The following is a 24,618-nucleotide window of genomic DNA, read 5'->3' as shown; positions in this document are numbered from 1 at the left end:
CCCGTCACGGCTCGCGGTATGAGGGGAGCGAGTAACTCCCACTCGTGGTCGGTCAGTTCATGGCGGCGTATCACACCCACCATGATCCATCACGAGATGATCTTTGAAGACGGACCCTAAGGCCAGTTCCGCCCCCTCCAGCCATCTGCGTGCCCGATGGCGTCCCGTGAAGTGGTGTAGCCGGTTGAGCGTCTGGAATGCGCGGGTGTCTGCCCGGGGCGTGCATCCGCTGTCGGCGAGTGCTCCCTGAACAAGGGCAGGCCCTCGCGCAAGTCTCCCTGGTGAACGGCCAGTTCGACCGGAGGAGCGCATGATGGCCTTGTCCCAATCTGACCTGATGCGGCTGCTTCAGTCACTGCGTACGGCCGACGGAGTCGAGACGATCAGGGTGCTGTGCGAGCGCATTCTGCAGGAGCTCATCGAGGCCGAGGCCACTGAGGCCATCGGCGCCGCCCCGGGCGAGCACTCCGACCAGCGCACCACCTGGCGCAACGGGCACCGGGAGAGGCTGCTGACCACCCAGGCCGGCGACCTCGATCTGAAGATCCCCAAGGTGCGGACCGGGTCGTTCTTCCCCTCGCTGCTGGAGCGGCGCCGACGGATCGACCGGGCTCTATTCGCCGTGGTCATGGAGGCATACGTGCACGGGGTCTCGACCCGCTCGGTCGACGACCTGGTCAAAGCCCTGGGCGCCGATTCTGGCATCTCCAAATCCGAGGTCTCCCGCATCTGCGGTGGGCTTGATGCCGAACTCGACGCGTTCAAAGAGCGTCCGCTGGATCACACCGTCTTCCCTTACGTCTTCCTGGACGCCACCTACTGCAAGGCCAGGGTGAACCACCGGATCGTGTCCCAGGCCGTGGTCATCGCCACCGGCATCTCCGCCACCGGCCACCGCGAGATCCTCGGGCTGATGGTCGGTGACAGCGAGTCGAAGCCGTTCTGGACGAAGTTCCTGCGGTCCTTACGGGCCCGCGGCCTCGAGAACGTCCAGCTGGTGATCTCCGACAGCCACAGCGGGCTGGTGGCCGCGATGCGCACCGTCTTCCTCGGCGCGGCCTGGAAGAGGTGCCGGGTTCACTTCGTGCGAGACGTCTTCTCGGTGATCGACAAGGGCTCCGGCGAGATGGTGGCGGCCACCATCCGCACCATCTTCGCGCAGACCACCGCCGAGGCCGTCCGCACCCAGCTGAACGTGGTGGCCGACATGCTCGGACGGCAGTTCCCCCAGGTCAAGACCATGCTGCTGAACGCCGCGACGGATATCACCGCGTTCGCGGACTTCCCGCCGGCCCACTGGAAGAAGATCTGGTCCACCAACCCGCTGGAGCGGCTGAACCGGGAGATCAAACGGCGAGCCGACGTCGTCCAGGTCTTCCCCAACTCCGCCGCCCTCGGCCGGCTCGCAGCCGCGGTTCTGGCCGAACTGCACGACGAGTGGCAGGTCTTCGACCGCCGCTACCTCTCCGAAACCTCCATGGCCGAACTCCTCACCGCCCACCCCACCGAGAACGACCGCCGGCTTCCCGCGCCTGAACCGAATCAGCTCGGCCAGTGACTGCACCACTCGGCGAGACACGACCCGTGGTTGGCAGATGCCACAGCGGGAACCGTCCCGTGCGATGAGGTAGGACAGGACGATGCGGGCACCGCCGAGTCCCAGCTTGTCGGCACGTCGGGCGTGGGCCGACTGCGTGGGCCCGTGCCACTCTCGTGCCGGATGGAACGGGGACTCACCGGGAACCCGAGGTGCAGGGAGGGCGTACAGCCAGACTATGACCAAGGCAGGAGACGTCCAGATCACGCTACTGATGGCCGGACCTCGCTCGGCATGCGGGCGACATTTTGATGAATTAGCATGAAAAATAGCGCCTGTTAGTCGATTACTGCTCGAGCAGGAAAGCAGGATCACATCATGTACATGATGCGCGAGGTCTACCAAGCTGAACGCGGGAAGGCGCCGGAGATCGTGGCGGCGTTCAAGACCCTCACCAAGGTGTTTGAAGAGGCCGGGTACGCGAACCGGCGAATCTACGTCGATTACGCCGGCCCCATGGATACGGTCGTCTGCCAATGGGAATTCGACAGCCTCGACCAGTACTTCACCATGGAGCGAGCGTTCTTCGTGAATCCAGATGAGAACACCCAGTCACTGATCGATGCGTTTAACAGCAACGCGGTATCCGGCTACAAGGAGATCTACGAGGTCATCCAGTAGCGGATCGCCTGGGCGACAGAGGCCACCGTCACCCGCGCGTTCCCGGGCCACGACCGGCTACACCACTCAGCGGGACGCCATCGCGTGCCCAAATAGGGATGGCCGCGCAGCGGGATCCCACATAGCTTGACTTCCCCAAGGTGCGCGGCGGCAGCATCGGCGCAAGTGCGCAGGTGAGCATCCTGCGCGGGGCGATCCGGCGAGGGTGAGCGGTTCTCGCACTTACGGGCAGATTCCGCGAGCGGAGTCAGGAACTTGCTCGTTCATGCGGGAATCCGGAAGGTGCTGCTCAGGCGATCCATCCCTCACCGTGTCGGTGACGGTCCAATCCCACAGCTGAGAACTCGTCATCTCCGGCGCTCGCCACGATGCCCAGCCGTCGAAGTGCCTGCGAGATGGCGCTGCCGGCTGGCGGAAAAGGCTGGCCCTCCTGTACATGGAGCGGTCCCAGCACGACGATGCCGCCATCCCACACGGCAGCCTGCTGCTCGCCCACACCACCGAAGTACTCGGCTTCCACGTAGGCCACCGGCCCAGCGGTCGACCAGCCAGCGAGGGTCTTCTCGAACCGTCCCGGCAGCCGCCAGAACCCCAAAGGGCCCGCATCGCTGCCATCCGCGAGGGAATCAAAGAGGGCGTCTGTCATCGGCATCAGCGACAGACCCTGTCCGAGCGATGCCAGCCGAGCAGCAGGCAGACCCCGCGAAGCGGCGCGCAACACCTCTCTGCCGGCGATCACTGCTTGGAGGTCATAGCCCATCCCCAACGACACCTCCAACGATCGGAAGCCCCATCTTCGCGCACGCATCGAAGCCGAACCCGCGCGGTACGTCCGGCCAAAAACAACCACGCCTCCAGCGGGTTCTCACGAGCGCACCCTCCAGATCCCTCGAACCCGCTCATCAACGTCCCTCTCGGGATGCAGTATGCGGAACGCCATCGTCGGCCCCGCCCCCCGACGACCTCGGGGCCAATCTTTGCGACCCGGGTCTGATCGGGCCCGATGTGGATTGCCCATGACTCGCTCGACGGCGATCTCGATATCTCCTCCGATGGCATGCTCGTCCTCGCTGATCCGCGCGCACAACAGCCGCGCCCCGCTCGCTCGTCCAGCCCGTGTCCTTCCGGGCGAGCGCCACTGTGTCGCCACGAGGCGGTCATATTCCCGTGCGAGACGCACGGGTGGTGGCGAGGCGGTAGGACTCGGCGCCGGTCTCGATGATGGTGCCGTTGAAGGTGAGGCGGTCCACGATGGCCGCGCAGAGCAGGGAATCGGTGAAGGCCTTCGTCCCCCTCCAAACGACTCGTTGGAGGCGATGGCGACGCTGTTCTTCTCCTCGCGCTCGGTCAGGACCTGGAACAGCAACTCGGCACCGTGCCGGTCCAGTTCCATGTATCCGAGTGCGGCGATGCACAAAAGATCGACGCGGCCGGAGCGGGTGATGGTCTTGTTCAGCGCGTGCGGTAATGATCAGGAGGTGTCGTGGCTGGTGGCAGGGGCTTACGGAGGATGTAGTTGAGGCCGAACTCGGTCTCACTCTCGCGGACGTCGGTGTAGCCCAGTTTGAGGTAGAACTGGTGAGCGGTAATGCTGGCGCCGGTTTCCATGTGGTCGAATCCGTCGCGCACTGCCAGGGCCTCGATGTACTGCATGAGTTGACGGCCTATCCCTCGCCCGACCAGATCGGGATCGACGAACATCGTGTAGACCTTGTTGCCGTCTCGGGAGACAGTGCCGACGACTCTGACGTCCTCGGCCACGTAGATGAGGCGGCTGCTGGAGAGTTCGATGAACCGCTCGGCTGTGAAGTGCGCGCACATCTTGTCGATGATGTGGGCCGGATAGTCGTTGCTGTTCACTTCTCGCAGGCAGCGCTGGACTATCTCGGCGAGCCGTGGGGCATCCTCGGGGCGGAACGGCCGGACTCTGATCGCCATGGCGCCTCCTCATGCATGGTCGCCGGGGTGACTTGAAAGTCTCATCTGTACAGGACTGCCTGACGCGGTACCTGCCCGCACCCGCCCCCTCCACGCACCTCCTCCTCACCCCTGGCCCTGTTTTCGATCGCTTCCTGTGGGGTGGAGTGCTCTCTTAGTGTGGAGGGGTGGTCAGCGCGAGGAAGAGCGATGAAAGTAGGGCGCGGGTCCGTGAGGTGCGTCGTCGGCTCGCGCAGGAGGGGCCGGCGTGGACGCGGGACCGCGAGGCGGACTTCGAGACGGTCACGGTGCCCGAACGCTGTTGCGACCAGTTGCGCGACCTGTTGGTCTCCGAGGGCGCGCAGACGGTTGTCGAGGTCGGTCTCGCCTACGCCAGTTCCGCGCTCGCGATCGGTGAGGCGCTGGTCACCGTCAACCCGCCGCGTCCCCGGCACATCATCATCGACCCGTTTCAAGAACGTGACTGGTCCAATGCCGGCTGGAACCTGCTGCGCTCCGCGGGACTGGACTCGATCGCCTCGCTCATGCTCGCTCCGTCGTCGATCGCGCTCCCGCAACTCCTCATCGAGGGTCTCGCAGCTGACGCGGCATTCGTGGACGGCAGTCACCGGTTCCACGAAGTCTTCGTCGATCTTTACTTCCTGCGCAAGATCGTGCGGCCCGGTGGGCTGATCGTCATCGACGACGCCTGTGCGCCGTCAGTGCTGACCGCCGTGCGCTACTACGAGCGGAACCTGGGGTGGACGGTGATTCCCGACGCCTTCCCCAGCGAGTCTCGGACGACGGTTGCCGCCGACCCTCAGGCCGAACCACTGCCCCGCTGCAAGGCCATTCGGTTGCCTGACCCTTCGTTCGAGCCGCCCTTCGAGGAGTTCCACGCGTTCTGAGCTTGCCGTCGGCGGCACCACCGACGACTCGGTCGGCTCGTTCGTCGACCCTACGATCCTCGAAGTCGACGCCCCCCACTCGCCGTTGCTGACCCAGGAACGACAACTCCACCCCCTACGGACTGACCGGCGCGGTGTTCGCCCAGGACCGGAGCCGCCGTCGAGCAGGCCGGCGCGGCGCTGCGCTACACGGCCTGCAACTTCTACGTCAACGACAAGCCCACCGGCTCGGTCGTCGGCCAACAGCCCTTCGGCGGCGCCCGCGCATGGGCGACACACCCCTGTGATGCGCGAGGTGCGTCGCCCTGCGGCCTGTCCTCAGGCGCGCCGAGTGAGGACGCTGAGCGAGTTGGCGGCGACGATGGCGCCGATGCTTGCCCACTCCGTCCAGCCCAGGTTCTGGCCGAGAATGATCCAGCCGGCCAGGGCGGCGAGGACGGGGTTGACGCTCATGAAGAGCCCGAACGCCTGGGCCGGTACGCGACGCAAGGTGAACAGGTCGGCGAGGTACGGCACTGCCGAGGAGAGCACACCGGCGGCGACGGCGTAGCCGACGGCCCCCGCGGTCGGCGGCTGGCGGAGGACGAGGACGAAGCCGACCGGCAGGAACATCAGAGCGGAGACCGCGGCAGCGGCGGCCGAGCCCTGGGCCCCCGGGATACGGCGGCCGACGGTGCGGTTGAGCAGGATGTACGACGCCCAGCATGCGGCGGCGAGCAGGCCCAGACCCATGCCGACATAGTCGGCGGAGGGCTGCGGGCGCATCAGTGTGATGACGCCCGCCGCGGCGATCACCGCACAGCAGGCGTCCACGACGCGGCGCGCGGCGGTCAGGGCGATGGCCAGCGGGCCGAGGAATTCCAGGGTCACCGCCAGCCCGAGGCCGATGCGGTCGATGGCCGTGTAGAGGGACAGGTTCATCGTTCCGAAGACCAGCCCCAGCAGCAGCACCGGCCACCACTGCCGCGCGGTGAAACTCCGCAGCTTGGGCCGTCCGACGGCCAGCAGCACGAGCGCGGCGACGTACTGGCGGACTGCGACGACGCCGACCGGCCCGAGGACCGGGAAGGCGAGGGAGCCGATCGCGGCGCCGGTCTGGTTGGACACGCCGCTGCCGACCATCGTGGCCACCCCGGCGAGACGTCCCCGGGTAGGACGCGGGTCCGGTAGCGGTGCCGGGCGTGCGGGCGTTGCGGGACGGACGGGGACCGGGGCAGGTGCGGGTGCGGCTGGCATGTCTTGATCGTGCGCCGGGCCGGTCCTTGCGCAAAATACGTACCGTATTCGATCTATACGCTGGTGTTATGGATGTGGAGCTACGGCAGTTGCGCTGTCTCGTCGCGATCGTCGACGAGGGCAGCTTCACCGACGCGGCCATCGCGCTCGGGGTCTCCCAGGCTGCCGTGTCACGGACACTGGCCTCGCTCGAACGCGCCCTGGGCGTACGCCTGTTGCGGCGCACCTCCCGTGAGGTGACGCCGACCGCGACGGGACTGCGGGTGGTGGCGCAGGCCCGGCGGGTGCTCGGTGAGGTGGCCGACCTGGTCCAGGAGGCCACGTCCGGCCACACTCGCCTGCGGATCGGCTACGCATGGTCGGCGCTCGGCCGCCACACGCCCGCCTTCCAGCGCCGCTGGGCCCAGGCCCACCCCGGGACGAACCTGCACCTGATCCGCGTCAACTCCGCGACCGCCGGCCTGGCGGAAGGTACCTGCGACCTCGCGGTAGTGCGCAGGCCACTGGACGATCGGCGATTCGACTCCGCCATCGTCGGAATGGAGCGGCGGCTGTGCGCCCTCGCCACCGACGACCCTCTGGCGAGGCGCCGCTCGATCCGGCTCGACGACATCGGCGGACGCACCCTGTTGGTCGACCGGCGCACCGGCACCACGACCACCGATCTGTGGCCGCCGGACGCCCGCCCGGTGACCGAGGAGACGCACGACGTCGACGACTGGCTCAACGTGATCTCCACCGGCCGCGGCATCGGCATGACGGCGGAATCCACCGCCCACCAATACCCGCGGCCCGGCATCGTCTACCGGCCGGTGCGTGACGCCGAGCCCATCGCCGTACGTCTCGCGTGGTGGCGGGGCGACGCGCACCCCGCCACCGAGGCGGCGATCGAACTGCTCATCACCCTCTACCGCAATGGATGACCGGGCCTACGTGGCAGGAAAGAAGCATCGCCGCCGAAGCCGTGCGAGGACTCGTCGTCTGGCTCAGCCAGCAGCCGAGGCATTCCTCGTACCGGCTGCCGTCCGGCCGCTACCGCTTGACCGTCCGGCTGCACTGATCCGCGGCTCCGGCAGCGACCCGCTCCCCTGTCACGAAGTCCGTGACGTCGTACGTCATGTAGTTGAGGCACGCGTCGTAGTTGGTCCAGCCCGGGGGGAGCAGTGTGCTCTTCCCCGAGGGGACATCATGAAGACACGCACACCCATGGCCCTGGCCGCCGCGGTGACGGCCGCCGCCGTGCTCGCCGCCTGCAGCGGCGGCACCAAGGCGGATTCCGGCCATGCGTGCCCATGGCCTCGCGGAGTGGATCGACGTGTCGCCCGGGGCTCAACCCGCCCGAACCGGCCCGCGATCCGGGCGATGGCCTGGTCGAACATCGCCCGCCAACGGACAGCATCTACGCGAAGGCCCGCGGCCACCGCACGATCTTCGGGAGTCCACACAACCCCCGATGATCATGCGGTGGCCGTACCTGTTCCCAGCCCTGCTCCTGCGTCGCTTCGGGTGCGTTGCGACGCCGTTTCCTATGCGGTGCCGGGACCGTCGAGGAAGCGAAGCAGCACGGCGGCCTCCGCGCGGAGCTGCGCGGCTCGGTCAGCGTGCGCGGGCGCAGTCAACTGCGCTGCCACCTCCAGTCGTTCGGCGGCCTCGGCGCGCACGACATCCACCACACTGCGCTCGCTCAGCTCACACCGCGCTGCTTCGGTGGCGCCGACACCAACCGGCGACTGCTCAAGGGCCAAGCCGCGGAGCTCAGCTTCGCCCACGGGCACCGCCTCAGCGTTTTCCAGCGCAGCAAGTGTTGCGCGCAGGGCGCTCACCGCGGCCTTGTCACGGGCGCGCATCGCTTCCGGCAGTGCTTGACGCATACGAAGACGTAAGGACATGCCGGTGACCTTATGGCGGCGCCTCTGGACCCACAACGCGATTTACGTCCGGCTTACGTGTCGATCGTAGCCTCGCCCGTGCGGTGGTTACCCGCGCACGCCGACGCCGACGGTGCTGAGCAGGGACGACTGGCCAACCATGGCAGTGGGGCCCCTACCCGACGGCGGTTTGTTCGCCGGTCGTGAGGTAGGCGATGACCATGTCGCCCAGCAGAGTCCGGTAGTGGTCGCGGCGGTCCGGTGCGATGAGGTCTCGTCCGAAGAGGGCACCGAAGGTGTGCCGGTTCGTGATTCGGAAGCAACAGAACGAGCTGATCAACATGTGCAGGTCGACGGCGTCCACCTGGGCGTTGAAGACTCCCTGTTCGCGGCCCGCGCGGAGGATCCGGTCGATGATGGCGATCACCGGGGCGTTGAGCGAACGCAGCGTCGGTGAGGCGGCGATGTGCTCGGCCTGGTGGATGTTCTCGATGCTGACGAGGCGCATGAAGTCCGGGTGCGCCTCGTGGTGGTCGAAGGTGAGATCGGCCAGGCGACGGATCGCGGACACCGGGTCGAGATGCTCGACGCCGAGTTCCTGTTCGCTGTGCCGGATGCTGGCGTACGCCCGCTCCAGCACGGCCGTGAACAGCTGCTCCTTGCTGCCGAAATAGTAGTAGATCATGCGTTTCGTGGTCCGGGTGCGATCGGCGATGTCGTCGATGCGGGCGCCGGAATAGCCGATGCGCGCGAACTCCTCCGTCGCGGCCTCTAGGATCTCGGCCCGGGTCCGTGTGGCGTCACGGGTACGTCTGGCAGCCGGTTGTCCCTTTGTCGGAGTCGGTGACTGCGGGGGGACGGAAGCTGGCATGAGGTTCCTCACCGGGTAGGACTGCCGACGAGGTCGGCGAGGTCATCGAGCATACGATCGATGTGCGGCTCACAGCCGGTGAACAGCCGGAAGGCGTCGGCGGCCTGGAAGACGGCCATGCCGCCGCCGTCGAGGGTGCGGCAACCGAGGGCCCTTGCCGTGCGCAGCAGTTCGGTCTCCAGCGGGCGGTAGACGACCTCGGCCACCCACAGCCGTGGGTGCAGCAGTTCGGCGGGGAACGGCAGCCCCGGGTGGCCCGCCATCCCGGTGGGGGTGGCGTGGACCAGGCCGTCGGCTCGCGCCAGCTGGGCCGCCAGGTCCGGCAGCGGCGCGGTACTCGCCCGGCCGGGCCCGAAGGTGCGGTGGAGAGCGGTGGCGAGGGCGGCCGCGCGGGTCTGGTCGGCGTCCACGAGGACGAGCCGGTCGGCGCCGACGGTGAGCAGCGCGTGGGCGACGGCGGCCCCGGCCCCGCCCGCCCCGAGCTGTAGGACCGAACCGGTCGGTACGTCGGGCAGTCCGCGCGCGAAGGACTGGGCGAATCCGCTGCCGTCGGTGTTGTGCCCGATGGCGCGCCCGGCCCGGAGGACGACGGTGTTGACGGCGCCGATCTCCGCGGCCTCGGGCGCGAGTTCGTCCAGGTGCTCGATCACGAGTTGTTTGCAGGGGTGGGTGATGTTGAGTCCGTCGAATCCCAGGGTGCGGGCGGACCTCAGCAGTTCGCCCACGGCCGTGGCCGGCAGCGCCAGTTCGTCGATGTCGATGGTGCGGTAGAGCAGGCGCAGGCCGTGCCGGTCCGCTTCCCGTTCGTGCAGGGCAGGGCTGAGCGAGGGGCCGATACCGGCGCCGATCAGCCCTGTCAGATAGGAGGAACTCACGGTGGAGGGGGTCACAGTGATCGCGGGGTTCCTTCCGGCAATGGGAGGTAGGTGCGCCTGCGGCCGTCCGTGCGGAGGCGGAGGGCCGCAGGCGCGGCGGGGACGGGGACAGGGTCAGGCTGCCGCCGACTCGCGCTCGGCGGCCCGGTCCTGGCGCGTGCCCGGCTTCATGCCGAGCTCGGCGGTGGGCACGTTGTAGGTCTCTCGGGCGGTCAGCACGGCGATCGAACTGACCGCGCACATCGAGGCGGTGAGGATCCCGACGGCGACCCAGTTCTTGCCGTCGGAGCCGGAGAGCTCCGCCGCGTAGGTGACGGCGAATCCCGTGATGGCGAAGCCGACCTGGGTGCTGATGGCCATGCCGGACAGGCGGACCCGCGTGTTGAACATCTCCGCGTAGAGGGAGGGCCAGATGCCGTTGGCGGCGCTGTACACCAAGCCCATGGTGGCGGCCCCGGCCAGGAAGATCAGCGGATAGCTCTTCGAGGTCACCGCCCCCAGGTAGACGAAGATCATGACGGCACTGCCGACGGAGCCGATGAGGAAGACGGGTTTGCGGCCGATGCGGTCGGAGAGCTTGGCCCACAGCGGGATCGCGATCAGGGCCACCAGGTTGGCGAAGACGCTGACCCACAGCATGGTGGTGCGGTCGAGGCCGACGGCGCCGGTGGAGTAGGACAGCACCCAGACCCCGCCGATCGTGCTCACCGCCGCGATGAGCGCCGCCGAAGCCACCCGCAGCATGTCGGCCCAGTGGTCCCGGAGGAGTTCGACCACTGGCAGCTTGGCCACCTCGGCGTGTTCCGAGATCTGCTCGAAGGCCGGTGCCTCCTGCAGGGTGCGCCGGATGAGGTACGCGGTCAGGGTCACGAGCGCGCTCAGCAGGAACGGGACGCGCCAGCCCCAGGTGAGCAATTGCTTCTCCGGGAGGGAGGCGATGGGGACGAAGATCAGGGTGGAGATGATCAGGCCGAACTGAGTCCCGTTGAGGGTGAAGCTGGTGAAGTAGCCGCGTTGGTTCTCCGGCGCGTGTTCCAGCGTCAGGGAACTGGCGCTGGACTGCTCGCCGGCGGCGGACAGCCCCTGGAGGAAGCGCAGCACCACGAGCAGGACCGGGGCCAGCGTGCCGACCTGGCCGTAGGTGGGCAGGCAGCCGATCAGGAAGGTCGACAGGCCCATCAAGAAGAGGGTGAAGACCATGATCTTCCTGCGGCCGATCCGGTCCCCGAAGTGCCCGAGGAAGACGGCGCCGATGGGGCGGGCCGCGTAGGCCACGCCGAAGGTCGCCATCGAGATCAGCGTCGCGGTGGCCGAGTCGTCCGGGTTGAAGAAGACCTTGGGGAAGACCAGCGCGGCGGCGCTGCCGTAGATGAAGAAGTCGTAGTACTCCAGGGCGCTGCCGATCCAAGCGGCGAAGGCCGCTTTTCGGTGCCCACTGGGTGGAGTCTTCGATTCCGAGGCGTTATCGAGCGAACGAGCGGTCACGTGTGCTCCTCTTCGAGTACCGCGAGGGCTCCCGTTGCGGGAACGCCCGGGCGAGCGGGGACAGGGGGACGATCGCGGCGGACGACGTCACAACTCGCGTACGGAGATGCCGTGTCGAGCGGACTTGCCGGATGACTGGCGGGGATGGCAGTCAATTAACGTACTAGGAAGTTAATAGAGGACTGTGGGGTCGCTTCCGGCCCGCGTCAAGACATCCGGCCGAAATTTATTCGTCACGCTTCACCTCTTGCGTCGGAGGTGTCTCGCCGCTAGATCTAACGAACAAGTGAGTACATTGCCCGGCCGCGAAGAGGTGGGCGCCCGTGCCGGTGATGCAGGTGGAGACCCTGATGAGGCCGTCAGAGTCGCTCCTGGAAGGGCATCCTCCACGCCTCGCCGCCCATCGGGGAGGTGAGCTTCCGGCCTCCGACTCCTGTCAGGCCCGGGACAGCGGTCGGGGACGCCGCGCGCTTTGGTCTCCAGGCGGTCCAGTTCACCCCCGGCCTTCCGCGCCGCCGGCCAGGACGCCGAAGGCGAAGAGGACTGCCTCACCCTCAAGGTCCGGGCCCCGGCGGAGCCGACAGCGCCCACGCCGGTGCTGTTCTGGTTCTACGGCGGCGCGTTGCCGCACGGCAGCGGCAGTCTCTGTGACGGCGCATGGCTGGCCGAGGTGTGTGACGCGGTCGTGGTGACCGTCAACTACCGGCTCGACCCGCGCGCCTTCGACAACCTGGCCGGCCTGCCGCCCGCCACACCCATGAGCCCGGCCGACCTCGCCGTCACCGCTACGCTGCACCGAGCGGTGCCTTCCTGCACACCGGCGCTCCCGCGGGCTCCCCAACAGCCGCGACCGGCCCCGCTGCGAGCCACGGGACCGCGCCACGGTGATCCTGGACGACCAGGCCCCGGGTCGTATACGACCCCCGTCGCGAGTGGCGCCTCCTCTCCTGGACCACGTCCTGAGCCTCGTGCAGATCACCCGGCGTCCTTATTCGTGTTGCGAGGACGGACGAACAGCCCCGGGTCACCGACCTGGGGCTTCACTCAGCCGTGCACAGGGCCGATCGTGGCCGTGCCGGGTTCAGTGTGCGGGAAGCGCCTCCAGGGCCTTGGACGCCGTTGTGAAGGCCTGGGCTGCCATCCCCTCGACCGGGAGGTCCCGGTAGCCGGGGTAGTTGACCTCGACGCAGTACGGGCCGCGGAAGCCGCGTTCGTGCAGGCCCAGCAACAGGCCCGCGATGTCCAGCTCGCCGTCGCCCGGCAGCAGCCGGCCCTGCCGTGCCTCGGTGAGGAAGTCGCCGTCCACGACGCGGCCGTCGTTGAGCTGGACGGCCACGATCCGGTCGGGCGGCAGACCGTCGAGGTCGGCCAGGCTGGAGCGGGTGTTGTAGAAGTGCCAGACGTCGATCATCAGCCCGGCGTTGGCGGCGCCCGAGGCCTCCACCACCGCACGGGCGGTGGACACGTCCTTCATGCCCGACCAGGGGAACGCCTCGACCGCGACGCGCAGCCCGTAAGCGGCGACGCCGTCGCAGATCGTACGGAGCCGCGCGCCCGCGGCGTCGATGTCGAGCTCGTCCGCGGTGAACTCGCCCGCTGTGACGTGATGCGGCCGGAACGCCTCGCCGAGCGCGCCGACAGCGGCGACGGTGTCGGCGTCACCGGCGCCGGCCGCGGCCCAGCCGCTCAGGAACTCGATCTCGTTCAGGGCGAGTCCGTGCGTACCGAGCACTGCGCGCAGGGACGCGTCGCTCGCCCCGTCGGCCCGCATCAGCCGGTAGTCGTCGGTGTGCAGGCCGATGCCGGTGAAACCCGCGGCGGCGGCCGCGCGGCAGCGTTCCGCGAACGGCACCCGGGCGGGCTGGGCGAAGCCCGCGCCGGACAGGGTCACGAAACTCGCGGTCAACTCCCGGTTCATGGCAGGACCGGGGTGGCGTGGGAGTGGAAACTCGCAGGCACCTCCAGACCCCAGGCGGTGGAGCGACCCTGGCCCTCGGTGGTCCAGGTGACCGGCTCCCAGTCGGGGGCGAAGATGTGGAAGCCGCCGGAGAACACCTCGATCCGGTTGCCGCCGGGTTCCAGGACGTAGAGGAAGAAGCCCTGGGTGCGGGAGTGCTTGGCAGGGCCGAACTCGATCTCGACACCCAGTTCGCAGAAGATGTCGGCGGCGCGGAGCACGTCCTCGCGGTTCTCGACGGCGTAGGCGAGGTGGTGCAGCCGCCCGGTGACGCCGGGCACCGGTTCGCGGGTGATGGCGAGGTCGTGGGCCTTGTTCATGAGGCTGAGCCAGGCGCCCACCTCGGGCTGGCCGGGAGGGATCAGGTGCTCGCGGAGCTTGAAGCCGAGGGCCTCGCACATGACCTCGCGCGTGCCCGGTACGTCGTTCGCGAGGACGTTGATGTGGTCGATGCGTGCCGCGCCCACGCCCCTGGTGACGGAGGACTGCGGCTGGTTGGGCAGGTAGGAGGCCTTGCCCGCCGGGGCGCGGTACTTCTCGGTCTCGAAGTAGAGCTCCATGCGCTGGCCGCTCGGGGAGATGAAGGAGTACGCCTTCCCGTGCCCGAAGTCCCCGTCGATCCACTCCCCCTCGACGCCGCGTTCCTCCAGGGCGGCGACCCGGCGGGTCAGGGCCTGCGGGCTCACCGCGCGCCAGGCGACATGACCGAGGCCGGCCCGGTCGGCGGCGGTCAGTTTCAGGGTTGTCAGGTCGTGGTCGCCCCAGGCGCGCAGATAGGCGCTGCCACCGGACTCGTGCACCAGGTCGAGGCCGTAGACCTCGGTGAAGAAGGCCAGGCTCCGGTCGTACACGGGGGTCAGCAGTTCGGCGTGCCCGAGGTGGGCCAGTTCGTAGAGCGGCTCAGTCACTCTCGTTCTCCTTCGCTTTCTTCTCCAGCTCCGCGATGTCGGCCAGCACCTGGGGGCCGCGGTTGATCGCGGAGAACCCGGTGAACAGGAACGCCAGATCGATGACGGCGCGCAGCTCGTCCCAGCTGGCACCGGCCCGTAGCGCGGCGAGGCCGTGCAGTTTGGCGGCGTCGCTGAGTTTGGCGTGCAGGATGCCGAAGAGCACCAGCTGGACCGTCTTCTGGTCCAGCGTCTCCGGATACATGATCATGTTGCGCAGTCGTTCCTGCGCCAGCAGCAGTTCCGGGTTGTCCGTCTCTGACGCCTCGAAACGGGAGGCCACGCGCGGGGGGACGAAGCCCAGCATCCGCTCGTACGTCGCCCGGAAGTCGTCGACGCTCTCGGGGCGCTCATCGCTCATGGGCTGCCTCCTGTTCGGCCTGTTCGGCCTTGGTGATGTCGCCCGCCGCCCAGTGCTCCGGCGGGATCTCGCGCACGAGGACCCGGATGGCCCCGTCGGGTGCGCCCAGGGAGTCCCGCACGGCGGCGTGGACCTGGTGGATGAGGTCGCGGACCATCGAAGGAGGGCGTCCGGCGACGATGCTGATCTCTACGAGTGGCATTCAGGCTCCGACCACTCGGAGGGTGCCGAGGTGGGTGAACTCGGCGCTGATCTCCCGCCCGGGCTCTACGAACACGGCGTCGGTGAGGCCGCCGGTGAGCACGATCCAGCCGGGCTCGATGGCGATGCCGCGCTCGCCGAGGGAGTTCGCCGCCAGCGCGAGTGCCTCGGCAGGGTGGCCCTGCACGGCGGCGCCGGTCGCGGAGTCGTTGATCTCGCCGTTGATGCCGAGCAGGCAGCCCTCCAGCGCGAGGTCGAGACCCTCTGGCGGCAGGCTGGTGCCGCTGACGACGAAGCGGGAGGACGAGGCGTTGTCGGCGACCACGTCGGGGAGGGTGAACTTGAAGTCGGTGAAGCGGCTGTCGATGACCTCGAAGCCCGCGTGCACGCTGCGGACGGCGGCGAGCGCGGTCGCGGCGGTGACCCCGGGCCCGGCCAGCCGCTCCCCCATGACGAAGACGATCTCGGGCTCGACGCGCGGGTGGATGAGTTCGTCCATCGGCACCGGGACGCCCTCCGGGAGCACCATCGCGTCGGTGAGCCAGGCGGTGAGCGGGGAGTCGATGCCCATCCGCTGCTGCTTGGCACGCGAGGTGAGGCCGAGCTTGACGCCGACGACCTTCTCGCCGGAGTCGACCTTGCGCTGCAGCAGCGCGTCCTGCACCTGGTAGGCGGTCGGCAGGTCGAGGCCGGGCCATTCGTCGGTGATCCGGCCGCCGTCCCTGCGGTCGGCCTCGCGGCCGAGCAGCTCCGTGACGGCGCGGTCGATGGTCCAGTCGCTCATGCGGGTACGCCTTCCGAGGCCGTGGCGCGGGTGGAGATGTCGATCGCCACGTCGATGATCATGTCTTCCTGGCCGCCGACGTACCCGGCCTCGCCGACCGCGCGCAGGATGGCGTGCGCGGGTACTCCGTAACGGTCGGCGGCGCGCTGCGCGTGCAGCAGGAACGAGGAGTAGACGCCGTGCCTGCCCTGCTCGATGGCTGGGCGGTCCGCGATGGGCAGCCGGGGAATCAGCGGGGTGAGCACCTCGTGCGCGGCGCGCAGTACGCCGTCCACGTCGAGGCCGATCGGGACCCGCATCCGTTCGAAGACGGTGGCAAGGAGTTCGGTGGGCGAATTGCCGGCGCCCGCGCCCAGCGCGCACAGGCTGCCGTCGATCTGGCGGGCGCCCGCCTCGTACGCGGCGATCGAGTTCGCGACGCCGAGCGAGAGGTTCTGGTGGCCGTGGAACCCGATCTGGGCGTCGTCGCCGAGCTCGGCGGCCAGCGCCGATACGCGGTCGGTGACGTCGGTGGGCAGCAGCCAGCCCGCGGAGTCGACGACGTACACGCACTGGCACCCGGCGTCGGCCATGATCCTGGCCTGTTGCGCCAGCGCCTCGGGACCGACCCGGTGCGAGAGCATCAGGAACCCGACGGTCTCCATGCCCAGTTCGTGCGCGGCCCCGAAGTGCTGGATCGAGACGTCCGCCTCGGTGCAGTGGGTCGCCACCCGTACGATCCCGGCGCCCGCGTCGTGGGCCCGGCGCAGGTCGTCGACGGTGCCGAGGCCAGGCAGTAGCAGGACGGCGATGCGGGCCCGGCGGGCTTCGGCGACGGCCGCCTTGACGAGTTCGATCTCGTCGGTGTGCGAGAAACCGTAGTTGAAGGAGGACCCGGCGAGGCCGTCGCCGTGGGTGACCTCGATGACGGTGACGCCCGCGTCGTCCAGGGCGCGGGTGACGGCCCGTACCTGGTCGACGGTGAACTGGTGGGCCACGGCGTGACTGCCGTCGCGCAACGTGGTGTCGGTGATGCGTACGGCCGGTCGGGGGTCCGCGGTCATCGGGTCACCGCCTTGTCTCGCTGGCTGATGAGTTCGCCGACGCGGACTGCGGCGGCGGTCATGATGTCGAGGTTGCCTGCCCACGGGGGCAGGTAGTCGCCGTTGCCGCGGACTTCGAGGAAGACCGCGACTCGGGCCTGCCCCTGCCATCCGGGGCGCGGGTCGTCGAACTGCGGCTCGGAGCGCATCTGGTAGCCGGGTACGTAGACCCGTACCTCCTCGACCATCCGGTGGATGGACTCGGTGACGGCGTCGCGGTCGGCGTCGGCGGGGATGGCGCAGTACACCGTGTCGCGCATGATCATCGGGGGATCGACAGGGTTGAGGATGATGATCGCCTTGCCGCGTCCGGCGCCGCCGACGGTCTCGATCGCGTGGGAGGTGGTCTCGGTGAACTCGTCGATGTTGGCGCGGGTACCGGGGCCGGCCGAGCGGGAGGCGATCGAAGCGACGATCTCGGCGTACGTCACGGGCACGACTCGGGAGACGGCGGCCACGATGGGGATGGTGGCCTGGCCGCCGCAGGTGATCATGTTGACGTTCGGTGCCGCCCCGTGCTCGGTGAGGTTGACCACCGGGCAGACGAAGGGACCGGTCGCGGCGGGGGTCAGGTCGATGGCGGTGATCCCGGCCTCGGCGTAGCGGGCGGCGTTGGCCAGATGTGCCTTGGCGGATGTGGCCTCGAAGACCAGATCGGGCAGCTCCGGCCGGCTGAGCAGCCAGTCCACGCCTCCGGCGCTGGCTTCGACGCCGAGCTTCCCGGCACGGGCCAGGCCGTCGGAGGCGGGGTCGACCCCGACCATGTACCGGACGTCGATGTGCTCGTTGCGCAGCAACTTGACCATCAGGTCCGTGCCGATGTTGCCCGGCCCGACGATGGCGGCGGTGGCGGTCATGCGTCCTCCCCCTGCTTGGTGGTGTGACCGAATCGCGCGGTGACGGTGCCCAGCCCGCCGAAGGCCGCGGTCACGGAGTCACCGGCGGCCACCGGCACGGCGGCGCAGACAGAGCCGGGCAGGATGACATGGCCCGGCTCCAGGGTGACGCCGAGTCGGCCCACCGTATTGGCCAGCCACACCAGGGCGTTCAGCGGCGAGCCGAGTACGGCGCCGCCGGCTCCGGTGCCGACGACCTCGCCGCGGCGGGTCAGCACGCAGCCGGACAGCCGCAGATCGACCGCTCCCACAGGGACGGGGCGGCTGCCGAGCACCACGCCGCCCGCCGACGCGTTGTCCGCGACCGTGTCGATCAGGCCGATCTTCCAGTCCCGGATCCGGGAGTCGATGATCTCCAGGGCTGGGAGAACGTAGTCGACCGCCGACAGCGCCTGCGCGGCGTTCACCCCCGGGCCGGTCAGCGGCCGCTTGAGGACGAAGGCGATCTCCGGTTCGACCTTGGGGCTGATGAACTCGGCCAGTCCGATCGGCAGGCCCTCCAGATGGAACATGGACTCCATCAGGTGCCCGTAGTCGGGCTGGTCGACGCCGAGCTGGCGCTGCATGGCCGCCGAGGTGAGCCCGACCTTGTGTCCTTGGACGCGCTGCCCGTCCTCGGTCCAGGTGCGCACCTGCTCGCGCTGGACCGCGTAGGCGTCCTCGACGGTAAGCCCGGGGCGGGTCCGGCTGACCGGGTCGATCGGCTCGCGGGCGCGCCGTGCGGCGAGCAGTTCCTTGGCGACCACGAGGTGCGTGGCTTTGTCCATCTGCGGCTCTTTCCTCAGGTGATGGGCGGTCCCCTGGCAGCATGTTGCGGCGGGTCCCACCCGGCAACCCAAGTGATCCGCTGAGCGGATCAAGATCGATTCCTTTTCGACGCACACTTGTTCCGCTCAGCGGATCATCCGACTTGCCCGCTCTTCATCCCGAGAGGACAGTCCTCCCGTGACGTGACGCCCCACGGACCGCACGCTACGAAGGGAACGCCATCAGCGGACACCCCATGGGAGCCCCTTCAGCTCTCGCTCATGGAGGGGCTCGGGCCCCGCAGCTCACGGCTCACGGCCAGCCCCGCCGTGCGCACGGCGGGAGCCACCCGGCGCAGGTTCAGCCTCCCGCTCCAGCCCGAGATGGACATCGCCGCGACGGGCCGGCTGTCGGCCCCGAGGATCGCGGTCGCGACACACCCCACCCCGGGGCCGGTCTCCTCGTTCTCGTACGCGACTCCCGCTCCCCGGATCCGTTCCAGCTCACGCAGGAACAGGCCGGGCGCGGTGATGGTGCGCGGGCCCACCGGCGCAAGCCCATGAGCGCAGACCGCGTCGACTGTCTCCGCCTCACCGAAGGCGAGCAGTACCTTGCCCACGGCCGCGGCATGCGCGGGCAGTCGGCCGCCCACCCGCGATCCCATCCTCGGGGCGTCCTTGCTCCGCAGGATCTCGACGTAGACCACCTCGGTGCCGTCCAGCACGGCCAGATGCACCGTCTGCCGGGTCGCCTCGCGCAGATCGGCCATGTACGGCAGGGCGATCGCCCGCAGATTGCGGTGCCGGGACGCCAGCTCGCCGTACTCGAACAGGCGCGTTCCCATGTGCAGGAGCGCGCCGTCGTTCTCGTCACGCTCCAGGAACCCGTAGCCGACGAGGTCGCGCACCAGGCGGGAGGTCGTGGACTTCGGCAGTCCGGCCCGGCGGGCGATCTCCGACACCCGCAGCTCGGCGTGAAGCGCGTCGAAAGCCCCGAGCACGGCAGCTACCCGCGCGACACCGGAGTCAGGAATGTTCCGTTCAGCGGGACACATCGATGAAGCATGACGGGGGACCGGACAGCGTGCAAGTGTCTGCGTCGGCCTCGTCAGCGCAGGTAAGGACATCGCCGGCGCGCGACGCGGGTCAACCACCGGGCAGGAGGGCGGCCGTGTGGACCGCGGTGCGGCCCGGGGGCGCAGGCCACGGGCCGCGGTCGCTCGGAGCAGCCGGGCCTGTGTGCGTTTCGGACAGGCAAGGCATTCGAGTTCGTCACGGACCGCCTGGCCGGCACGAGCGGATGTCCCCCACCACCTGTCACGGCTGCTCCTGCTCACGCACCGGGATCATCCCCCTACCCACCCGACCCGCATGCCCGCACCGATGAAAGAGCTGCACATGTTCGACGCCACCGCCGAGAACGCCCCCGGGCGGACCATCCTCTTCCTCAACGGCCCCAACCTCAATCTGCTCGGCGTGCGCGAGCCCGACAAGTACGGTTCCACCACGCTGCGCGAGGTCGAGGAGACGGTGGCCAAGACTCTGTCCGCACACGGCCTGACCGCACGCTTCGTTCAGAGCAACCACGAAGGCGTGCTGGTCGACGCGATTCATGCCGCGCGCACCGAATGCGGCGCGATCGTCATCAACCCCGCCGCATTCACACACACCTCCGTCGCACTCCGGGACGCGATCGCCGCCGCCGCTCTGCCGACCATCGAACTCCACATCACCAACGTCCATAAGCGCGAGGAATTCAGGCACCACTCCTACATCTCGGCGGTCGCCGACGCCGTGATCGTCGGCGCCGGCACACACGGATACATCCTGGCCGCGCTGCACGTCGCGCATCTTCTCCTCGGCTGACTCACGCCCCTGTACATACCGGAAAGGTCATACGCGCCGGTCGACTGACTGGCAAGCCTGGAGCGCACGAGCGCCACTCGCGCTGGCGCTCTCGGAGTCCGGTCTGATATGTGAGGCTCGCGAGAGTTGTCTGAGCGCTTTCGACACGCTTGAGGCTTCGCCGTCGCCCCTCGGGCGCCAGTGGCTCGCCTACTACATCGCGCGAAGTGAGCGCGATCACGAGCAGGCCGTGGCACTTGTGCTTGCCGGAGTAGGTCTTCCGGTTCTCGGTCCCGGTGCGGCGGCGGGTGCGGATCAAAGAGCCGTCCAGCAGTACCATCCCGCCACCCGATCGGGCGATCTTCTTCAGCGCGCGGTCCAGGCGCGGGGCGCGGGCGGCCAGCAGGCCGACGACTTCCCGCACCCACCGTGACACCGTGGTGCGGTGTACCCCGTTCCCGCCGGCCAGGTCGCCGGGCCGCTGGTCACAGCGCAGCACGGCCAGCACGATGCCGACGATCTTCCCCGCGGGCAGGGCCCGCCACCGCGACCCGATCTTCTTCAGGTGGCCGCGGATGAGGTCGGCGAGCCAGTTCAAGGTGGCGCTCGACAGCGGCAGGCGGGCGGTGTAGACAAGACCGTCGAGGCCGTCGGCGAGACCGTTGTTTTTCTTCACACCAAACGCAACTGCCGCCGAGGGCCCTTCAGTTACGCACTGCGGCGTGCAGGGTCGGCATGGCTACAGGCGCGCGGTGAACTTCCCGTCGCCACGTTTGTGCAGCCAGCCGCGGTCCGCGAGCTTGACCAGCTTCGCCCGCAACGGCTCCAGCTTCCCGCGCACCTCCACCTGAAGGCCCAGCTCTTCGCCCACCGCCCGCACCTGCACCGGACCGTCGGCGGCCCGCACGATCGCCAGGATCCGGCGGTAGTCGCCGGGAAGCGCGGCCTCGTCAACGCTGTCGTCACGGTGCGGGACCAGCAGCACCGCACGCCCGCCAACCTCCGCCGACGCCGGTGCGACGGCAGCCCGCTCCCCAGCGATCTGCTCGCTCATCCGCGCCAGAACCCGCTCGGCGACCGCGAGTTCGTCCCGCTCGGCCCGCACCTGGTCCAGCTGCTTGACCAGCTGTTCTTCCAGCCCGTCCAGTTCCGCGCGGCGCGCGGCGATCCGTTCCAGTACCTCGGGGTCCACCATGACCGGGAGCGTAGGAGCATCGCGGGCTGGAACGGGCCAGAACCCACGAAGACCTCCCTGCCCGACGATCTACCCGGCAGACTGCCGCGCGCGACCAGCACCAGCACCCAGGCACGAAATCACACCAGGACCGTGACCTGACACTTCACGATGCACGCAACTCACTGGTCGACATCGGCCCGTGCCGCGCGGGCGGCGGCCCCGTAGCGGACCTCAGCGCCGGGCCAGTGCCAGCACACTCAGACCGAACATCAAGACACCCAGGGGGAGATGGACCGACGGGACGTGCGCGATGCCGAGCACGACCTGGACCGAGGCGAGTACGAGGAAACCTGAGGCGTGCCAGACAGGCCGGGGCGAGCCGCCGCCCGGCTTCCACGCCAGCACCGCCGCGAGCACGTACAGCATCGACGCCCCGTACATCACACGGGCTCCGACACTGTGCAGCGTTTCTCCGTAGGACGAGGTCAGCAGCAGTCCGGCGGAGACTGCCTGAAGGAAGATGGTCAGGGTCTGCAGGGCGATCGCGATCTGCAGGAACGAGGAGCTGCGCTGTGCGTTCGCCGTCGCCGTCACCTGAGTGGCCATGTCACAGTCCCCTTTTTCCGCCCTCGGGCAGTAGATCGATAAGGTCTCACCAGCCCGACGACGCGGGCCTGCGAAAGGTAAGGCGAGGGGGCGGCCGGAAGCATGGGGACTGTCGGGACCAGCACAGATGAGATAGCCGGCGAGCGACGCCAACTGATCAATGTCGCTTACCGGTTGCTCGGTTCGGTGACCGAGGCCGAGGACGCCGTACAGGACGCCTACGCACGCTGGTACGGGCTGCCACGAAGCAGACAGGAGGAGATCCTGTCTCCCGGCGCCTGGCTGACGACGGTGACCGGCCGCATCTGCCTGGACCTGCTCGGCTCGGCGCGGGCCCGCCGTGAACGCTATGTCGGCGCGTGGCTGCCCGAGCCGCTGCCCGACCGCACCGAGTGGGACCACGCGGGCGGCGCCGATCCCACCGGCCCTGCAGACCCCGTCGACCAGATCGTCCTGGACGAGTCGGTGGCCATGGCCTTCCTCGTCGTCCTGGAGTCGATGACGCCCGCCGAGCGGGTGGCGTTCGTCCTGCACGACGTCTTCCGGTACCCGTTCGCCGAGATCGCCGACGTTCTCGGCCGGACCCCTGCGGCCTGCAAGCAGCTGGCGGCCTCCGCCCGGCGGCGGGTGAGCGTCGCGCGCGCTCCGGTGACGGCGAGCGGCCAGGCGGACGTGGTGAGGCACGTCAAAGAGGCATGGGAGACCAAGGACATCGCGGCCCTCGTCGGTCTCCTCAACCCGGCCGCCGTGATGACCGCCGACGGCGGCGGCATGGTCGGCACCGTCCTGCGCCCGGTCGAGGGCGGCGCGCGCATCGCCCAGTACATGGTCGCCATTGCCGATAAGGCTCCGGGGCTCGAACTCCTGGAGCGGTCGGTCAACGGTGTGCCGGGCCTGGTGGCCCAGCGTGCCGGCGTCGTCATGACCGTAGCCTCGTTCGACGTCTCCGACGGGCGCGTCACCCGGATCTGGGTGGTCCGCAACCCGGAGAAGCTGCGGCCGTGGGCGCGGGAGGGCTAAGCGCTGTCCCGTAAATGATCTTTGACATGTCGGATGACATGCTTGCTTCTCCGTCACCCGGTGAGGGTGAGGTTGTGCAGGCGGGCGATGCCGAGCATGGCGTGGTGGACGCCGTCGCCTTTGAGGCGGCAGTCGCGGAGGATCTTCCAGGTCTTCATGCGGGCGAAGGTGTGCTCGACGCGTGCGCGGACCTTGCGGTGGGAGGCGTTGTGTTCCTCTTTCCAGGCCGGCAGTTCGGTCTGGCCGCGTTCGCGGCGGTGCGGGATGACCAGGCCGGTGCCGCGGTAGCCGCCGTCGGCGATCACCGTTGTGCGGCCGACGGCGGCCTTCGCTCCGGAGAGCTCCCATGCCTTGCAGTCGTTGCGGTTGCCGGGCAGCGGCCGGCCGACGGCGACGACCAGCCGGGTGTCGGCGTCGATGACGACCTGGTGATTGGTCGAGTACCGATAGTTCTTCGACTGCTCGGCGACCTGATGGTCGCGGGTGGGGACCAGGGTGCCGTCCACGATCAGCACCGTGTCCTTGCGGAACCGCTTGCGCTGTTGCAGAGCCAGCGAGGGCCCGAGGTGGTCGATGATGCGATCCGCTGCCGACTTCGAGATGCCGAAGAGCGGGGCGAGCTGCCGCAATGTCAGGTTCGTCCGCCAGTACGCGGCGACCAGCAGGACTCGGTCCTCCAGTGGCAGGCTCCATGGCCGTCCCTTGCGAACGGGGTCTGCGCCGTCGCGTCGTAACGCGGTGATCAGCTTGCCGAACTGACGCGGACTCAGTCCGCTGAACGGGGCTATCCAGGAAGGCTCCGACGCCGTGATCACACCAGTCACTGCGTGATCATTCCACTGCTTCAGGTGCTCCCTGCTCGAACGCGAGGCGGCAGCGTTCAACCTGCTCGGCTATCTGCTCCATGAACCAGCGCATGATCTCGTAGGGGATGACGTGCTCGTCGTGGCTGTGGATGTGGACGGTCGGCTCCAGGCTCGGGTCCTCGTCGGGTATTACCGCCACCACGAAGGCAGCTCCAGGCAGGTGGGTCTCTGCGTTGGGAATCTCAGCCCACGCGGCCGGCGCCGGGACCGCCTCGCTCAGTTCCACACACCAGGCGTCGTCCGGCAAGGCGTAGTGGAACTGGATGGCGTAGTGGCGGCCTGCATGAACGCGCAGCTCTGGCATGTCGGCAGGCTGCCACAGCTGCCACGTCGGAGTCTCGCGAGTATCCGCTCAGCACCTGGTGCCGCCGCCCCGCCGAAACCATTTGCGGGACAGCTCTTAGCTACTGTCTGTGCGCCTGCCAGGCGGCGCAGCCGGGTGCGGCGGAAGCCGAAGCTGTGGTTGAGGTGGCTGATGCGGGCTTCGATGCCGAGTCTTCAGTTCCGCATCCGGTGGCCGGCCAGTGAGCGCGGTCACTGGCTCGACCGAGGGCACAAGGTGTGGTGCGTCGGGCGGGTTCCCGCGGGGGACTTGGTGGTCGACTACGAACACGAGCACTGGTAGATCACCCCCGCTGTGACCTTGCGCATTACGTTCGAGCGCTCCTGAGGAGAGCGCAGTTCGGGCGCCGTTGCGGCGTAGGTGGCGGCATGGTCGCACTGGTGGTCGGCGGATCAGCTGCTGCGGCGGC

27 protein-coding genes and 4 pseudogenes are annotated in these 24,618 nt (G+C 68.8%); 8 read left to right on the top strand and 23 right to left on the bottom strand.

Annotated features, from left to right (window positions below; genetic code table 11):
- The first annotated feature begins 313 nt into the window (after positions 1 to 313).
- A complete protein-coding gene (locus FE633_RS20880) occupies positions 314 to 1,558 on the top strand; it encodes an IS256 family transposase (protein ID WP_138046666.1) in 1,245 nt (414 codons plus the stop codon).
- Positions 1,559 to 1,915: 357 nt separating this feature from the next.
- Positions 1,916 to 2,218 (top strand): hypothetical protein, encoded by a 303-nt coding sequence (locus FE633_RS20875; protein ID WP_138046665.1) that lies wholly within the window; start codon positions 1,916 to 1,918, stop codon positions 2,216 to 2,218.
- A 289-nt stretch (positions 2,219 to 2,507) separates the two neighbouring features.
- On the opposite strand, the gene FE633_RS20870 is transcribed toward FE633_RS20875, so the two are convergent.
- The 3 genes and pseudogenes from FE633_RS20870 to FE633_RS20860 form a co-directional block, all read right to left on the bottom strand.
- Positions 2,508 to 2,978 (bottom strand): hypothetical protein, encoded by a 471-nt coding sequence (locus FE633_RS20870; RefSeq protein ID WP_138046664.1) that lies wholly within the window; start codon positions 2,976 to 2,978, stop codon positions 2,508 to 2,510.
- A gap of 397 nt (positions 2,979 to 3,375) precedes the next feature.
- Positions 3,376 to 3,674, bottom strand: a pseudogene (locus FE633_RS20865) (ATP-binding protein); the annotation flags it as partial.
- Positions 3,671 to 4,039, bottom strand: coding sequence for a GNAT family N-acetyltransferase (locus FE633_RS20860; protein WP_425473200.1), 369 nt, complete (start codon positions 4,037 to 4,039; stop codon positions 3,671 to 3,673). The pseudogene FE633_RS20865 and the gene FE633_RS20860, both read right to left, overlap by 4 nt.
- A 284-nt stretch (positions 4,040 to 4,323) precedes the next feature.
- Between FE633_RS20860 and FE633_RS20855 the strand changes: the two genes are divergently transcribed.
- Positions 4,324 to 5,043 (top strand): class I SAM-dependent methyltransferase, encoded by a 720-nt coding sequence (locus FE633_RS20855; protein ID WP_138046662.1) that lies wholly within the window; start codon positions 4,324 to 4,326, stop codon positions 5,041 to 5,043.
- A gap of 318 nt (positions 5,044 to 5,361) precedes the next feature.
- Here the strand turns inward: FE633_RS20855 and FE633_RS20850 are convergent, their stop codons facing one another.
- Positions 5,362 to 6,165: an EamA family transporter gene (locus tag FE633_RS20850; RefSeq protein WP_425473199.1), complete on the bottom strand. Its 804-nt coding sequence runs from the start codon at positions 6,163 to 6,165 to the stop codon at positions 5,362 to 5,364.
- A gap of 182 nt (positions 6,166 to 6,347) precedes the next feature.
- Between FE633_RS20850 and FE633_RS20845 the strand changes: the two genes are divergently transcribed.
- Together FE633_RS20845 and FE633_RS47350 are read left to right on the top strand one after the other, a co-directional pair.
- The gene (locus FE633_RS20845; protein ID WP_138046660.1) at positions 6,348 to 7,202 is read left to right on the top strand and encodes a LysR family transcriptional regulator; all 855 of its coding nucleotides are present in this window, start codon (positions 6,348 to 6,350) and stop codon (positions 7,200 to 7,202) included.
- Entirely contained in the window at positions 7,199 to 7,339 is a 141-nt protein-coding gene (locus tag FE633_RS47350) for a hypothetical protein (protein WP_171060047.1), read from the top strand. The genes FE633_RS20845 and FE633_RS47350 overlap by 4 nt, the downstream gene beginning before the upstream one ends.
- A 466-nt stretch (positions 7,340 to 7,805) precedes the next feature.
- Here FE633_RS47350 and FE633_RS20840 read toward each other — a convergent pair whose 3' ends face one another.
- From FE633_RS20840 to FE633_RS20825, 4 genes are all read right to left on the bottom strand, one after another.
- Complete coding sequence (locus tag FE633_RS20840; RefSeq protein WP_246113740.1) at positions 7,806 to 8,126, bottom strand: GatB/YqeY domain-containing protein; 321 nt, start codon at positions 8,124 to 8,126, stop codon at positions 7,806 to 7,808.
- Positions 8,127 to 8,322: 196 nt separating this feature from the next.
- A complete protein-coding gene (locus FE633_RS20835; protein ID WP_119101041.1) occupies positions 8,323 to 9,018 on the bottom strand; it encodes a TetR/AcrR family transcriptional regulator in 696 nt (231 codons plus the stop codon).
- 8 nt (positions 9,019 to 9,026) lie between these two features.
- Positions 9,027 to 9,908: a shikimate dehydrogenase gene (locus FE633_RS20830; RefSeq protein ID WP_240436600.1), complete on the bottom strand. Its 882-nt coding sequence runs from the start codon at positions 9,906 to 9,908 to the stop codon at positions 9,027 to 9,029.
- Positions 9,909 to 10,007: 99 nt separating this feature from the next.
- Positions 10,008 to 11,378 (bottom strand): MFS transporter, encoded by a 1,371-nt coding sequence (locus tag FE633_RS20825; RefSeq protein ID WP_138046658.1) that lies wholly within the window; start codon positions 11,376 to 11,378, stop codon positions 10,008 to 10,010.
- A 472-nt stretch (positions 11,379 to 11,850) separates the two neighbouring features.
- Between FE633_RS20825 and FE633_RS49800 the strand changes: the two are divergent.
- Positions 11,851 to 12,084 (top strand): annotated as a pseudogene (locus FE633_RS49800) (carboxylesterase family protein); the annotation flags it as partial.
- A 375-nt stretch (positions 12,085 to 12,459) separates the two neighbouring features.
- On the opposite strand, the gene FE633_RS20810 reads toward FE633_RS49800, so the two are convergent.
- From FE633_RS20810 to FE633_RS20770, 9 genes are all read right to left on the bottom strand, one after another.
- Entirely contained in the window at positions 12,460 to 13,296 is an 837-nt protein-coding gene (locus tag FE633_RS20810) for a sugar phosphate isomerase/epimerase family protein (RefSeq protein WP_138046657.1), read from the bottom strand.
- Entirely contained in the window at positions 13,293 to 14,243 is a 951-nt protein-coding gene (locus FE633_RS20805; RefSeq protein WP_138046656.1) for a VOC family protein, read from the bottom strand. Before FE633_RS20805 ends, FE633_RS20810 begins: the two co-directional genes overlap by 4 nt.
- Positions 14,236 to 14,643: a carboxymuconolactone decarboxylase family protein gene (locus FE633_RS20800; RefSeq protein ID WP_138046655.1), complete on the bottom strand. Its 408-nt coding sequence runs from the start codon at positions 14,641 to 14,643 to the stop codon at positions 14,236 to 14,238. Before FE633_RS20800 ends, FE633_RS20805 begins: the two co-directional genes overlap by 8 nt.
- Positions 14,633 to 14,845: a tautomerase family protein gene (locus FE633_RS20795; protein ID WP_138046654.1), complete on the bottom strand. Its 213-nt coding sequence runs from the start codon at positions 14,843 to 14,845 to the stop codon at positions 14,633 to 14,635. Before FE633_RS20795 ends, FE633_RS20800 begins: the two co-directional genes overlap by 11 nt.
- Positions 14,846 to 15,628, bottom strand: a complete 783-nt coding sequence (locus tag FE633_RS20790; RefSeq protein WP_138046653.1) for a 2-keto-4-pentenoate hydratase — start codon at positions 15,626 to 15,628, stop codon at positions 14,846 to 14,848.
- Positions 15,625 to 16,671, bottom strand: coding sequence for a 4-hydroxy-2-oxovalerate aldolase (gene dmpG / locus FE633_RS20785; RefSeq protein WP_138046652.1), 1,047 nt, complete (start codon positions 16,669 to 16,671; stop codon positions 15,625 to 15,627). Before dmpG ends, FE633_RS20790 begins: the two co-directional genes overlap by 4 nt.
- Entirely contained in the window at positions 16,668 to 17,567 is a 900-nt protein-coding gene (locus tag FE633_RS20780; RefSeq protein WP_138046651.1) for an acetaldehyde dehydrogenase (acetylating), read from the bottom strand. Before FE633_RS20780 ends, dmpG begins: the two co-directional genes overlap by 4 nt.
- Positions 17,564 to 18,373: a 2-keto-4-pentenoate hydratase gene (locus tag FE633_RS20775; RefSeq protein ID WP_138046650.1), complete on the bottom strand. Its 810-nt coding sequence runs from the start codon at positions 18,371 to 18,373 to the stop codon at positions 17,564 to 17,566. The genes FE633_RS20780 and FE633_RS20775 overlap by 4 nt, the downstream gene beginning before the upstream one ends.
- Positions 18,374 to 18,621: 248 nt before the next feature.
- Complete coding sequence (locus FE633_RS20770; protein WP_240436601.1) at positions 18,622 to 19,353, bottom strand: IclR family transcriptional regulator; 732 nt, start codon at positions 19,351 to 19,353, stop codon at positions 18,622 to 18,624.
- Between the two features lie 397 nt (positions 19,354 to 19,750).
- Here FE633_RS20770 and aroQ point away from each other — a divergent pair, with 397 nt between their 5' ends.
- Entirely contained in the window at positions 19,751 to 20,218 is a 468-nt protein-coding gene (gene aroQ / locus FE633_RS20765; RefSeq protein ID WP_138046676.1) for a type II 3-dehydroquinate dehydratase, read from the top strand.
- 205 nt (positions 20,219 to 20,423) lie between these two features.
- Here the strand turns inward: aroQ and FE633_RS20760 are convergent.
- The 3 genes and pseudogenes from FE633_RS20760 to FE633_RS20750 all read right to left on the bottom strand — a co-directional run.
- A pseudogene (locus FE633_RS20760) lies at positions 20,424 to 20,873 on the bottom strand (IS5/IS1182 family transposase); the annotation flags it as partial.
- A 63-nt stretch (positions 20,874 to 20,936) separates the two neighbouring features.
- Positions 20,937 to 21,392 carry a hypothetical protein gene (locus tag FE633_RS20755; protein WP_171060046.1) on the bottom strand — a complete coding sequence of 152 codons (456 nt, stop codon included), beginning with the start codon at positions 21,390 to 21,392 and terminating at the stop codon, positions 20,937 to 20,939.
- 213 nt (positions 21,393 to 21,605) lie between these two features.
- The gene (locus FE633_RS20750; protein WP_138046649.1) at positions 21,606 to 21,980 is read right to left on the bottom strand and encodes a hypothetical protein; all 375 of its coding nucleotides are present in this window, start codon (positions 21,978 to 21,980) and stop codon (positions 21,606 to 21,608) included.
- A 102-nt stretch (positions 21,981 to 22,082) separates the two neighbouring features.
- Between FE633_RS20750 and sigJ the strand changes: the two genes are divergently transcribed.
- Complete coding sequence (sigJ, locus tag FE633_RS20745) at positions 22,083 to 23,000, top strand: RNA polymerase sigma factor SigJ (RefSeq protein WP_138046648.1); 918 nt, start codon at positions 22,083 to 22,085, stop codon at positions 22,998 to 23,000.
- Between the two features lie 53 nt (positions 23,001 to 23,053).
- Here the strand turns inward: sigJ and FE633_RS20740 are convergent, their stop codons facing one another.
- From FE633_RS20740 to FE633_RS20730, 3 genes and pseudogenes are all read right to left on the bottom strand, one after another.
- Positions 23,054 to 23,824 (bottom strand): transposase, encoded by a 771-nt coding sequence (locus FE633_RS20740; RefSeq protein ID WP_138046647.1) that lies wholly within the window; start codon positions 23,822 to 23,824, stop codon positions 23,054 to 23,056.
- Positions 23,825 to 23,831: 7 nt separating this feature from the next.
- Positions 23,832 to 24,170: a hypothetical protein gene (locus FE633_RS20735; protein WP_171060045.1), complete on the bottom strand. Its 339-nt coding sequence runs from the start codon at positions 24,168 to 24,170 to the stop codon at positions 23,832 to 23,834.
- Positions 24,171 to 24,268: 98 nt separating this feature from the next.
- Positions 24,269 to 24,476 (bottom strand): annotated as a pseudogene (locus FE633_RS20730) (ISNCY family transposase); the annotation flags it as partial.
- Positions 24,477 to 24,618: the final 142 nt, after the last annotated feature.

This window comes from Streptomyces montanus (assembly GCF_005786655.1).
In the GTDB taxonomy this organism is placed as follows: domain Bacteria; phylum Actinomycetota; class Actinomycetes; order Streptomycetales; family Streptomycetaceae; genus Streptomyces; species Streptomyces sporangiiformans.
This window is presented reverse-complemented; position numbering and strand designations above follow the sequence as displayed.